Below are 12,790 nucleotides of genomic sequence, written 5' to 3' on the forward strand. Positions count from 1 at the left end.
AGAAGATCCACTAAGTAAACACGGGTTGACTCAGCAGTACAATGGGGATATCGTTCTGTCAACGGTCGTTTACTTGGGCAGACTCCAGGGGCCGCTTCCTCGAGCGGAGCAACGGGCCTCGTGCTCGTCGGGTGCCCTCCTTTAATTTGCGATCGGTCGAGGGCCCTCCTCGGCACCGCGAGACTTCTTTATGAGATCAAGCCAGCCGCCCCTTGGCCAGGCCGGCCCCTCTTTTGGGATGCCGAACAGCATGAAAGTGGACCAGAGCCTGTCCGCCCGCCCGATCCTGCGAATGGTCGGAGGCGTCGTCGTCTTAGCGGCTTCGTTGAGCGTCGCCGGGTGCAAGAAGCCGGAGGCGCAGGCCGCTCCGCCACCGCCGATGGTCGGCGTCATCAAGTCGGCGCTGATGACGGTCCCGATTCTGGCCACGCCGAACGGGACGACGCGGGCCCTCGAGGAAGTCGTTGTGCGGGCCCGGGTCCGCGGGTTTCTTACCGAGCGCCACTTCGAGGAGGGGTCCCACGTCAAGAAGGGTCAGCTCCTGCTCGTGATCGCCGACCAGAGCTATCGGGTGGCCCTGCTGATGAGCAAAGCGAAGCAGGACGAGGCGGAGGCCGCACTCAAGAAGGCGGTGTCGTCCAAGGGCCGCGAGGTCGCCGCCGCGCAGCTCGCCCTCGACGAGGCACAGCTCGCCCTCAGCACGATCGAGGAACGGCGGGCTCGGGCTCTGCACTCGCGGAGCGCCGGATCGGCCGAGGATGTGGACAAGGCCCAAGCCGACCGCAAGAAATTCGACGCGCAGGTCGAGGCCGACCGCGCCCACCTGGAGCAGGCGAGGGCCGACTATGAGGTCGGGATCCTCGCCGCCAAGGCCCAGGTCGAGGCGGCCAAGGCCTCAGTGAGCGATGCCGAGATCAACCTCGGCTACTGCCGGATGTACGCCACGATCGACGGCCGGATCGGCGAGGCGAAAGTCAAGGTCGGCAACCTCGTCGGCCCTGACGCGATGGGAGGGGGGAGTTTCACCGACCTGGCGACCATTCAGCAGCTCGACCCGATGGGTATCGAGATCCGAACCAGCTCCCGCTACCTCAAACGCGCAACCCAGTTGATCCATGAGGGACTGACGGTCCAGCTCTTCCACACCGGGTTCGACGGTGATGACGAACACCCCTACGAAGGAACATGCTTCTTCATCGATAACGCGATCGATGAGACGACCTCCACGTTCCTGGTCAAGGCCCGGATCCCCAACCCCGAGGGAACGCTCCTGCCCGGCGAATACGCCAAGCTCCAGATGGTCGTCGATCGCATCAAAGACGCGGTGGTTGTGCCCGAGTCGGCCGTGATGGAGACGGAGGCCGGGCCGGTCGTCTACATCGTCGACGGCGAAGGCAAAGTGGCGATTCAGCGCGTCAAGGCGGCCCAGTCGTACCAGGGGATGCGGATCCTCACCCAGGGGCTCGATGCGGGCGTGCCGGTCATCATCCAGGGGTTGCAGCTCGTCCGGCCCGGCATGCCGGTCAAAGCCGAGGCGGCCGTCATCCCGAGGCCGGTTGAAGACGAGGCCACCGCCGAGAACCAGGCCCAAGCAGGCGGAAAGTCCACCCCGTCGGCTCCGCAAGCCAAAGCCAAGCCCGCCCACTGAGGCATTGAGTCGCCCCCTGCCCCGGAGCCCGAGAACACCCCAGCGAGTCCGACGTCCTCATGGTCAACTTCTTTATCGGTCGGCCGATCTTCGCCACCGTCATCGCCGTGCTGATGCTCTTGATCGGGGGGATCTGCGCCTTCCTCCTGCCGATCGCGCAATACCCGCAAATCGCTCCCCCCCAGGTCCAGATCACCACGACCTACACGGGGGCCGATGCCCAGACCGTGGCCGAGACCGCCACGACCCCGATCGAGCAGCAGATCAACGGCACCAAGGGGATGATCTACTTCACGTCGGACAGCACCAGCAACGGCGTGGCGAACATCGTGGCGACGTTTGACGTCGGCTACGACCAGGACATCGCCGCCGTCGACATCCAGAACAAGGTGCAGACGGCCACCCCCCAGCTCCCCCCCGAGGTTAAGCAGTACGGCGTCTCGATCAAGAAGACATCGACCGACATCGTCTGCGTGGTGAACCTGATCGACAACTCGAAAGACGGGCGCTACGACGCCAACTTCCTCGACAACTACGGCCAGATCTACGTGGCCGACTCGCTGAAACGCATCAAAGGGATCAGCGACGTCAACGCGTTCGGCCGCAAGTACGCCATGCGGATCTGGCTCAACCCGAACCGGATGGCCGAGATGCGGATCTCGCCGTCCGAGGTGATTCTGGCCGTCCAGCAGGAGAACCTCCAAGCCGCCGCCGGGAAAATCGGCGCCACGCCCGTGCCCAAGGGGCAGGCGTTCGAGTTCCCGATCACCGTGAAGGGGCGGTTGTCCAAGGCGGCCGAATTCGAGGAGATCATCGTCCGCCGGAAAGACGACGGCTCGATCGTCCGCCTCAGCGACCTGGCCCGCGTCGAGCTCTCTTCGGAGAACTACGAGACGGCCGGGTTCCTCGACGGCAAGGCCGCCGGCTCCATCGTGGTCTACCAGTACGCCGACGCCAACGCCCTCTCGATCGTCGGCAAGATCCGGAGCGAGATGGACCGGCTCTCCAAAAGCTTCCCCCCGGGGATGGAGTACCGGATCGCCTACGACACGACCAAGTATGTCGAGGAGAACATTGAGGAGGTCAAGCACACGCTCATCGAGGCGTTCGTCCTGGTGATGATCGTCGTGTTCGTCTTCCTCCAGGGCTGGCGGGCCACGATCATCCCGATGCTGGCGATCCCGGTCTCCTTGGTCGCCACGTTCGCGCTGATGGCCGTCTTCGGGTTCTCGCTCAACTCGCTGACGCTCTGCGGGCTCGTCCTGGCCATCGGCCTGGTCGTCGACGACGCGATCATCGTCGTCGAGAACGTCGAGAAGTTCCTCCACCGTGGGATGCGGCCGCTGGCGGCGACCCGCGCGGCCATGGCCGAAATCACGACGCCGATCGTGACAATCACCCTGGTGCTGGCCGCCGTCTTCGTGCCGGTGGCGTTCATCCCCGGGATGACCGGGCGGCTCTACAACCAGTTCGCGATGACGATCGTGTTCTCGTTCGTCTTCTCGGCGTTCAACTCCTTGACGTTCAGCCCGGCCATGTCCCGGCTCTTCCTCAAGCCCAAGCATGGCGAAACAAAATTCTTTCTCTTCCGCTGGTTCAACGCCGGCATGCGTTGGCTGGAGAACTCGTACGACTCGTTCCTCGAGTTCACCGCCCATCACTGGTGGACGATCGTGATCCCGTCGATCGCCCTGCTGGTCCTGACCGGCGGGATGCTCATGGCCCGACCCAAGTCGTTCATCCCGACCGAGGACCAGGGCTATCTGATCGTTGCGGTCCAGGCGCCCGACGGAACCAGCCGAGAGGTGACCTCACGGGTGATCAAACGGGTGGAAGCGATCGCAATGAAGCTGGAGGGGGTCGAGCACGTGGTCACGCTCGACGGCCTGAACATCATGAGCAGCACGAACCAGAGCAACGCCGGAATCATCTTCCTGCCGCTCAAGGAGTGGCACGAGCGAAAGACGCCCGAGCTTCGCGCCGCGGGGCTGGCGCAGAAGCTGCAAATCCAGCTCTCCTCGCAGGTTCGCGACGCCATCGTCATGGTCCTCCAGCCGCCGCCGATCCGTGGCCTGAGCCAGACGGGCGGCTTCGAGTTGATGATCGAGGATCGTGGAGGCAAAGGGGTCGAGGCGCTCCAGCAGGTCGTCGACCAGTTCCAGGGCGAGGCCCGCAAGCGGCCCGAGCTGGCGGGGGTCTTCTCCAGCTTCTCGGCCCGGGTGCCCCAGCTCAAATTCGACCTCGACCGGACCAAGGCCCGCCGCCTCGACGTGCCCGTCTCCGACGTCTTCGCCGTCCTGCAGACCAACCTCGGCGCCTTCTACGTCAATGACTTCAACCTCTACGGCAAGGTCTGGAAGGTGCTGATGCAGGCCGAGGGCGAGGTCCGCCGCAAGCCCGAGGACATCCTGAATCTTTACGTCTTGAACCGCCAGGGGCAGAAGGTCCCGCTCAGCTCGCTCGGCCATGTCGATTACAAGCTCGGCCCGATCGACGTGCCCCACTACAACCTCTACGCCGCCGCCAAGATCAACGGCGGGCCGGCCCCCGGCTTCAGCTCGGGGCAAGGGCTCGCCGCCATGGAAGAGGTCGCGGCCAAGGTCCTCCCCGAGGGCTTCGGCTACGAGTGGACCGGGACCACGTTCCAGGAGCAGCAGACCGGCAACCTCTCAACTTATATCTTCGCCCTGTCGGTCGTCTGCGTCTTCCTGTTCATGGCGGCCCTCTATGAGAGCTGGGTCCGGCCGACGGTCATCATTCTCACCGTCCCCCTCGCCATGTTCGGCGCCGTCATCGGGCTCTGGATCTACAACATGCCGCTCGACGTCTTCGGTCAGATCGGGCTCGTCATGCTCATCGGCCTGGAGACGAAGAACGCCATCCTGGTCGTCGAGTTCGGCGTCGAAATGCGTCAGAAGCATGGGATGAGCATCATCGACTCCGCCAAGGCCGCCTCACGTGAGCGGTTGCGGCCGATCCTGATGACCTCGTTCGCCTTCGTCATGGGCGTCTTGCCCATGGCACGAGCCACGGGGGCGGGGGCGTACAGCCGGAACTCGCTGGGCATCGTGATCGCCTTCGGCATCGCCGTGAGCACCGTGCTCGGACGGTTCGTCATCCCGATCTACTACGTCCTCGGGGAACGGATCATCGACTTCTTCGCCGGCCTCCGCCCCAGCGACGAAGAGCCGATGGACCACGACGGGGGCTACCCCGGACACGAAGGGCCAGGGGGTCTGGCGAACAACGGTGACCTGGCCAAGTTGACATTGGCTCCTTCCATCCCGTCGGAGCCGAACCATTGAGCGGCCAAAGGCCCGTCGGTGCCCGGCCGTCTTGATTTGAGGAGGAGTGAATCCCCAATGGTTAAACGAGTGCCCCGCATCCGAGATCCCGAGGCGTCCCGGTCTGCCATCCTTGACGCGGCCACGCGTGTCTTTGCCAGGCGCGGGTTCGCCGGCGCCACGATCCAAGAAATCTCGGACGAGGCGGGCGTCAAGAAGCCGCTGATCTATCATCATTTTGGCAGTAAGGGGAGCCTGTATGCGGCGGTCAAGCAGACGCTTCTCGAAGCGCTCCCCCGCCTGGACGCCTCAGCGGCCCGAACCACCGATTTTTCGGGCGATCCGCCGCTCGAGGCCTGCCAGATCCTCGACCTCATCCGCGACCACGAATTGCTGCTCCGCATTAACGCCTGGGCCTACCTCGAGGGCGATTCAGGATTCTGGCCGGAGGTGATCGAGCTCGTGCTGGAGCTCCGCCGGCGGATCGAGCAGGCGCAGAAGCAGCAAGAGACGATCCGGTTAAACATCGACCTCGAGACGCTGAGCATCATGCTCCTCGGTCTCGTTTCGTTCGGTCCCCAGATTCGCTCGAGAATCGCCAGCGACGGCAAACGCGGTTCGGAGTATATTCGGCAACTGATCGCGCTGACCATCGAGGGGCAAGCCCCTCGACCTTGACCCAACCTTTGGGTTTGTTCCGCTCGCTCGAAAGGATTCGAGCCGCATTCTCGGAGACGTTAAGGATGACACTCGCCCCCACCGTTCCCCCTCGAGACTCGTCGGACGTGCTCGGCCTCGGGATCGCGGAGTCGCTTGCCTGGCTCCAGGCGGATCAAAAGGCTGCCGGTTTCTGGGTCGGCGCAGTCGAGTCGAACTCGTGCATGGAGGCCGAGTGGATCCTGGCGATGCACGTCCTCGGCGTGAGCGACGACCCCAAGCTGCCGGGAGTCGTCCAGGCGATCCTCAACCAGCAACGCGAGGACGGGGCGTGGGAGGTCTACCAAGGGGCCGAAGGCGGGGACATCAACACGACCGTCGAGTGCTATGCGGCCCTCCGCGCCGCCGGTGAGGATCCGGAATCCCGCCCCTTGCGCGAGGCGAGAGCCTGGATTCAGCAGCACAGCGGCATGAGCCGCCTGCGCAACTTCACAAAATACTGGCTGGCCCTGATCGGCGAGTGGCCCTGGAGCGAGACGCCGACGCTCCCCCCCGAGCTGATCTACCTGCCCCCTTGGATGCCGTTCAACATCTACCAGTTCGCCACCTGGGCCCGTGGCACGATCCTCCCCCTGACGATCCTCTCGGCCCGTAAAGCCACGCGCCCCCTGCCCCCGGACCGGCGACTGGACGAACTTTTCCCCGAAGGCCGCAATCACCCCGATCATCGCCTCCCGCGTCGACATCGCTGGATCTCCTGGGAAGGTCCATTCTACCTGATTGACCGCATGTTGCGGTGGTACTCCAACTCACCGATCCAGCCAGGGCGTGAAACGGCGATCCGGCTCTGCCTGGAGTGGATCATCAAGCACCAGGAGTCGGACGGGTCGTGGGCCGGGATTCAGCCCCCTTGGATCTATGCCTTGATGGCCTTGAACCAGGAGGGCTACCCGCTCGACCATCCGGTGGTTCGGGCCGGGCTGGACGGGTTCAATTCGTACTGGTCTTACGAGCGTGAAGGCGCAACCTATCTCCAGGCCAGTGAGTCTCCCGTCTGGGACACCGTCCTCTCGCTGCAAGCGATACTCGACTGCGGCTGCCAGCTCAAGGACAGCCCCTCGATGGAGGCGGCCGTCCAGTGGTTGCTCGACCACCAGATCACCTTTCCCGGCGACTGGAAGGTCCAGTCGCCCAAGCTGACCGGAGGTGGATGGGCCTTCCAGCGCACCAACCGCCACTACCCCGACATTGACGACACGGCGGTGGCCCTGCTCGTCCTCCATCGCCTCCGTGAGCAGTCCCCCGAGCCCACCTCGCGGTTCGACGACGCGATCGAGAAGGCGACCCATTGGCTTCTGGGCATGCAATGCTCCAACGGCGGTTGGGGGGCCTACGACCGCGACAACACCCACGCCTGGCTGACGAAGATCCCGTTCAGTGATTTCGGCGAGCTGATCGATCCGCCGAGTTCCGACGTCACCGCGCACGTCATCGAGGCCTTGGCCGCCGGGGGCCGAACGCTCGACGACCCGGCCGTCGCCCGGGCCGTCCGCTTCCTCCGGGCCGAGCAGGAGGACGATGGGAGCTGGTTCGGACGCTGGGGTGTGAATCACATTTATGGCACTGCCGCCGTCCTCCCTGCGCTTCGGGCGGTCGGCATCGACACGCGCGAGCCCTGGATCCGCCAAGGGGCCGAGTGGCTCGCCTCGCGGCAGAACCCCGACGGCGGCTGGGGCGAGACGTGCGCCTCGTACATGGACGCCACGCTCCGAGGCGTTGGCACCAGCACGGCATCACAGACCGGCTGGGCCCTGATGGGGCTGCTGGCCATCGAGACTCGCGGCTTCGACAAAATCATCCGCCGAGGGATCACCTTCCTGCTCGACCGCCAGGTGTCCGGCACCTGGAACGAACCGGAGTACACCGGCACCGGATTCCCCGGCTACGGCGTCGGGCATCGCATCGACCTGCAGCACGTGGCCGACGGACTCGAGCAGGACACAGCCCTGCAACGCGGGTTCATGATCAACTATAACCTCTACCGGCACTACTTCCCACTCATGGCCCTGGGCCGAGCGAAAAGCCACTTCGGGTCCGTCCGCATGCATTCCGGCCACACACGATACGAGGGGCCAATCCTCGGCGAGCGGACGGCCGAGCAAGCCCACACCGACGTCGAAGCGGCAACCCGGAAGTTCCTCTGAGAAACGTCGCAACTCCACGAGGGAACACGCACGTTCCTCGGTCAGAGCAAATCAAAAAAAACGAGGCCGATGGACAAGGTGCTCTGTTCCGCACACCACCTCGTCTATCAGCCTCGTCGTCCCCCTCTGCTTGCTCCTCGAGTCGCGTCGAGGGGGAATCATCTCCACTGGTGCATCCGGCAAGTCCTGATGAGCGACCGGTCCGGCCGTTTTCCCTCAGCCCCCCTCGATCTCGCGTGCACTGGTGAGGAATCACGGCCGTGCCGGCCGTGCGGCTCCAACTCAACCTTCGACGTCAACGAACCCGCCGGATGCACCGCTAAGGTGTCTCGGGTTCCGGCTCCGATTCTTTGGCGGATGAAGGGGGAGTCCTCCCTTCCAGCAGTTCGATGACCCGGTCAAGTCGCTGCTCCACTGCGCTCAACCGGCGTTCGATCATGGCATTGGTTTCCTGTGCCTTCGTCTCTTGCTCTTGCATCAGCCTGGATTTCGGGTCGCGATAGACGATCAAGCGGTCGCCCGGACGGATTTGGTAGTTGGTTGCGGGGTCCCCATTCTCGACGATCGCCCGGTAGTCGACCTTCAGGAATTTCTCGAGGTTCGATCCCCCCGGCTCGGGGCGAACCAGCCGGATGTTTGAGACCGCCGCAGAGGGAAGCAGGCCTCCAGCGCAGTTCAAGCCGTCGAGCACCGTCTCGCTGCCGGTAATTGGCATTCGACCAGGCGTGGCGACGTCGCCTAGCACGTAGTAAGCCTTGCTGTTGAAAGCGACCACCTCGACGCTGACCCGCGTGGAGTCGGCGGGCGAGACCGGCCTTGATCGGCCACTTCGCGCCGAGTCGGGTATAACCAGGCCGAGCTGTTCTTCCGTGAGATACTTGCGGAGATGAAGGATGATTTTCTCCTTGATCTCACTGACCGTCAGACCGGCCACGTAGACCTGGCCATAATACCCCATGCTGATTCGACCGTCAGGGCGGACCAAGCGATCGCCCCGAATCGGCCGGCCCGGCAACGACTCGTGGAGATCGACGCGGATCATGTCCGGAGGTTCGACGACATACAAGGGCAGCGCAATCATCTCCGACTCACGTGGAGGTGGTGCCGGGTCGTCGCCCACGGCCCGCTGCGTCAGAGAGCCCGTACCGACCACGGCGACCCCAACGGCCAGCAAGGCCGCCGCAATCACCTTCCGAGAAGTAACAAGCATGGTCCTCAACGCTCCTTCCATGAGTTCCGTGGCGACCGACGAGCCCACCTCGACGGCCCCCCCTCGACCCGCCGCGAGTCCGATCGCAGCGCGAATCGTCACGTCTTCAATCGCCACCGGAATCGCTCCAACAGCACGCTCGCCGGCAAGCGCCGCCATGAACGTCCCAACCGTCGGCGCGACGCCACGGCGGAGGAGACGACCCCGGAGCCGCTCACGACCTCGGGCCAACCGGCTCTTGACGGTCCCCAAAGGCCAGCTCAAGCGATGGGCCGCCTCCTCGCAGGTGTGCCCTTCGAGGTAGCAGAGAACCATCGGCGCGCGATACCGATCAGGCAAACGGCCGAGTTCCTCGTGCAAGAGCCGCTTCAAATCCAGCCTGCCCCCCTCGTCGGGACAGACATCGACCTCGGCCGCACGCTCAGCGCTCCGTCGCTCGTACCGGCGACGCCTGAGGTTTTTCCTTCGGGCGTTTCCCGCCACCCGCAGAGCGACACCGTGCAGCCAACTCCCGAGGGAATCGCGACGACGAACCGAGGATGACCTGCGCACCAGGATCAGGAAGGTTGCCTGAAACGCATCCTGAGCATCATGTGGGTCATCCAAAACGCGCAGGCAGACCCGGAGGACCATTGGGCCGTGACGCTCAACGAGCGTCTCGAAAGCCGCGTCGGCCGCCTCCCCCCCACGTTCCATGAACCGGGCCAGGAGTTGGCCATCCGTGAGCTGGCCGGCGGCCCCCAGACAAAACAGTGTGTGCAATTGTCGCAGGATGCTACCCCCCCTGATCGGTTGCCAAAGGCCTGTCCTCCCTGATCGGGTTCAGTCCCCCATTGACCCGTAGTGTCCGGCCAGGAAGTGCGGGTTCCCACTTTTTTTTGGGAAGAACATCATAAGGAAGCAGGTGGAGCACCCGCATGAGTCCCCGCAGCGTCGTGAACGCCTGAAAATGGGGCGACACGGGTAACTTACGGCGATTGTACGCCGAGAGACGAATGTGGTACGCTCTGAGAACGTCTCGAAAAAAAGGTTCGAGACAGCCGGGGCAGCGCGCCCGGTCGCGAAGTCTTGATCCGAGGCGTCTCCTACGAATGACGAGGTCTCCATACGCATGCCGCGTGGGGCGCCCCGCAAGGAAAACCCTCGCGATTTTTTGATCTGATCCAGAGGAAACGGGAATCGCCATGCGGGATGAAAATCCCGGGTCTGAGCCCGCTCGCCACTCCGGCCCCGACCGGGCTGTGGCTGAGCGTGAAGGCCCGTTGAACGGATCGCGAGGGCGCCCCGAGACGTCGGGCTGGGTGATCGAGACGGTGATCAGCCCGTTTCATTGCCTCTACCAGGACGCCCTGCACTTCCACACCCAGAGTCATCTTCGGCTCGTCCGGTCGGAGAGCGAAGCCAGCCGGCTGGCACGTGGTGCGCTGCTCCTCTACATCGCCAGCGCCGAGGCCCTGGTCCACCAGGCCGCAGTCGAGCTTGGACGCCCCGAGCTGACGGCCCTGATCGCCGACCCGGGCCGCCCCTCCCCCTTGGCCGACGCCTGGCGCCTCCTCCCGGCGATCGTGGCCGAAGGACCGACCGGGGCATTCGACACCGAACTGGCCCCCTGGCCGCAGTTCGCCGAGATGCTGGCCCTGCGGACATCTTGGCTCTACCCCGGCCCCGCCGCCCAGCGGAAAGCCTACTACCGCTCGCCCCGCAGTGACGCCGCCTACGAGCCGCTCGAACCTCACCAGACACCGTCAGGGCTGCCCGTCTCCCCGGACAGTCTCCTCTATCCCCGGACCGGCCTGCCACGCGATCCGTACGCCCTCCGACCGCGGCACCTCGACACCGCGCGCAGCGTCCTCGACGCCGCCATCGAGGGTCTCGACCGCCGCCTCGGCGGTGCGCTCACCCGCAATCAGCGCCATCGCAAAGAGCCGGTCCGCGTGGTCTATCCCCAGCAGAAATAATCCATCGGACGAGCGAGCCGGCGAGCAACGTCAGAGGTCGATCGCTGGAAGGCCAAAGACGACTTGGCCCCTCCCTTTCGCTCCGTCGAAAGCCTTGTCAGCCCCCTTCGCGGGGGACCGAGACTTCATTCTTTATTTTTTTCGAGTTCCTTAACCGGGACATCAGCACCTTCTGATTCTTTGTGGATAATCTCGAACGCGGACGGAGCCTCCTTCGATGCGAATCTTGATGGTCACGTCGTTTCCGGTCCCCGGTGAATACGACGGCACGGCGATGCTTCCGATCAAAATCCTCCGTGCGTTGAAGACCCGAGGCGTGGACGTCGTCCTGGCCCACCTGAAAGCGCGACCGCCGTTGGGGAAGATGACTCGGGGCGAATTCGAGGGCACGCCTTCCTACACGCTTCCCCCGCGCACCTGGCTCAGCGGCCTCAAACGGATCGCGAAAGAGCATCCCTTCGACTTGGTCCACGCCCAGCATTACGGCGGAGCCACCCGTGCATACTTCGCCTGCCAGCGGTACGGCTGGCCCCTGGTCTACGAGATCCACTCCCTCCTCGGAGACGAGTTCGAGCGTCAACGGCTGGGACGGGGGCTCTCGTTCCGGTTCTACGTGACCGTCGAACGGCGGGTCTGCCAGCACGCGGCGGCGGTGATCGCCCTTGGCGAGCCGGTCAAGAAGGTGGTCGTCGAGGAAAAAGGGGTCCCCGCCGATCGGGTCTCGGTGATCTATCCAGGAATTGATCTGGGTGAATACGAGCGCGAGAGCGAGCCGGCCGTCATCCCGGGCGTGGGTCCCGAGCACAAGGTGGTCATGTATGTCGGCAGCATCGTTCATCCCAACCAAGGGGTGCCGATCCTGATCGAGTCGCTCCCGCGCATCTTCGAGGCGCTGCCCGAGGCCCGCTGCGTTCTCGTCGGCGGCCCGGCCTCCGCTGGCGACGAGTACCGGGCCCAGCTCGGCCCCCACGGCGCGAAGCTGATCGTCCTGACAGGCCAGACCCCCGAACAAGTCGTCGCCCTGACCCGCCGCGCCGACGTGCTGGTCCACCCCCGGCTCGCCTGCCGCGAGAACTACTCGGTGCAGAGCAAGATCGCCGTCTACCTCGCTTCGGGCCGCCCGATCGTGGCGACCGACTTCGGCGACTACACGACCATCCTCGGCGCCACCGGCGCCGGCCATCTGACCCCCGTGGCTCCCGACCCCTTGGCCGACGGAATCATCAAGGTCCTCACCGACCCGGCCCTCGCCTCCCGCCTCAGCGCCGCCACGCGCCCCGTCGCCGAAGAGTACTTCGGCATGGAACGCAACATCGATCGCTATATCGACGTCTACAAAAAAGCCCTGGCCAACGGCCCGCGCTGAGCGAATCCTCTTCAAAGCGATCGAGGAGGCCTTGCTTGCCTCGGCAGCAAGGCCTCCGGATTCAGCCAGACCAAGGGCGTGTGAGGGACTTTCGATGATTTTTGGAAAGCTCGTCGGCAAGGTCCTTTTCGCCGCCCTTTTTGTCGCTGGAGGCGTCGGCCATTTCATCGCGACCGACTTCTATGTCAAGATGATGCCCCCTTACCTACCGCTTCATCGCCCGCTCGTTCTCCTGAGCGGCGTCGCCGAGATCGCCCTCGGGATTCTGCTCCTGATCCCGAAGACATCGACCTACGCCGCCTGGGGACTCATCGCCTTGCTGATCGCCGTTTTCCCGGCGAACATCTATATCTACCAGCACCAGGAGTTGTTCCACCTCCCGCCGCTCGTTCACCTGCTTCGCTTGCCGTTGCAAGGGTTGCTCATCCTCTGGGCCTATGCGTATACCAAGCCTCGTTAAACC

Annotated in this window: 8 protein-coding genes; 7 read left to right on the plus strand and 1 reads right to left on the minus strand. The window is 64.4% G+C overall.

The window, feature by feature from the left end:
* The first annotated feature begins 250 nt into the window (after window positions 1–250).
* The 4 genes from SINAC_RS35100 to shc all read left to right on the plus strand — a co-directional run bounded on the left by SINAC_RS35100 (window position 251) and on the right by shc (window position 7,793).
* Window positions 251–1,648 (plus strand): efflux RND transporter periplasmic adaptor subunit, encoded by a 1,398-nt coding sequence (locus SINAC_RS35100; RefSeq protein WP_020466586.1) that lies wholly within the window; start codon window positions 251–253, stop codon window positions 1,646–1,648.
* 59 nt (window positions 1,649–1,707) lie between these two features.
* A complete protein-coding gene (locus SINAC_RS35105) occupies window positions 1,708–4,953 on the plus strand; it encodes an efflux RND transporter permease subunit (protein ID WP_015250286.1) in 3,246 nt (1,081 codons plus the stop codon).
* A 57-nt stretch (window positions 4,954–5,010) separates the two neighbouring features.
* On the plus strand, window positions 5,011–5,610 hold the full coding sequence (locus tag SINAC_RS35110; protein WP_015250287.1) for a TetR/AcrR family transcriptional regulator: 600 nt from the start codon (window positions 5,011–5,013) through the stop codon (window positions 5,608–5,610).
* A 65-nt stretch (window positions 5,611–5,675) separates the two neighbouring features.
* Entirely contained in the window at window positions 5,676–7,793 is a 2,118-nt protein-coding gene (gene shc / locus SINAC_RS35115; RefSeq protein ID WP_015250288.1) for a squalene--hopene cyclase, read from the plus strand.
* Window positions 7,794–8,112: 319 nt separating this feature from the next.
* On the opposite strand, the gene SINAC_RS35120 is transcribed toward shc, so the two are convergent.
* Window positions 8,113–9,765: a sigma-70 family RNA polymerase sigma factor gene (locus SINAC_RS35120; protein ID WP_015250289.1), complete on the minus strand. Its 1,653-nt coding sequence runs from the start codon at window positions 9,763–9,765 to the stop codon at window positions 8,113–8,115.
* Window positions 9,766–10,187: 422 nt separating this feature from the next.
* Between SINAC_RS35120 and SINAC_RS35125 the strand changes: the two genes are divergently transcribed.
* The 3 genes from SINAC_RS35125 (at window position 10,188) to SINAC_RS35135 (ending at window position 12,787) form a co-directional block, all read left to right on the plus strand.
* Window positions 10,188–10,961: a hypothetical protein gene (locus SINAC_RS35125; protein ID WP_015250290.1), complete on the plus strand. Its 774-nt coding sequence runs from the start codon at window positions 10,188–10,190 to the stop codon at window positions 10,959–10,961.
* Window positions 10,962–11,178: 217 nt separating this feature from the next.
* Entirely contained in the window at window positions 11,179–12,327 is a 1,149-nt protein-coding gene (locus tag SINAC_RS35130; protein ID WP_015250291.1) for a glycosyltransferase family 4 protein, read from the plus strand.
* 94 nt (window positions 12,328–12,421) lie between these two features.
* A complete protein-coding gene (locus SINAC_RS35135) occupies window positions 12,422–12,787 on the plus strand; it encodes a DoxX family protein (RefSeq protein ID WP_015250292.1) in 366 nt (121 codons plus the stop codon).
* The last annotated feature ends 3 nt before the right edge of the window (window positions 12,788–12,790 follow it).

The sequence above is a fragment of the Singulisphaera acidiphila DSM 18658 genome (genome assembly GCF_000242455.2).
GTDB classification, from domain to species: domain Bacteria; phylum Planctomycetota; class Planctomycetia; order Isosphaerales; family Isosphaeraceae; genus Singulisphaera; species Singulisphaera acidiphila.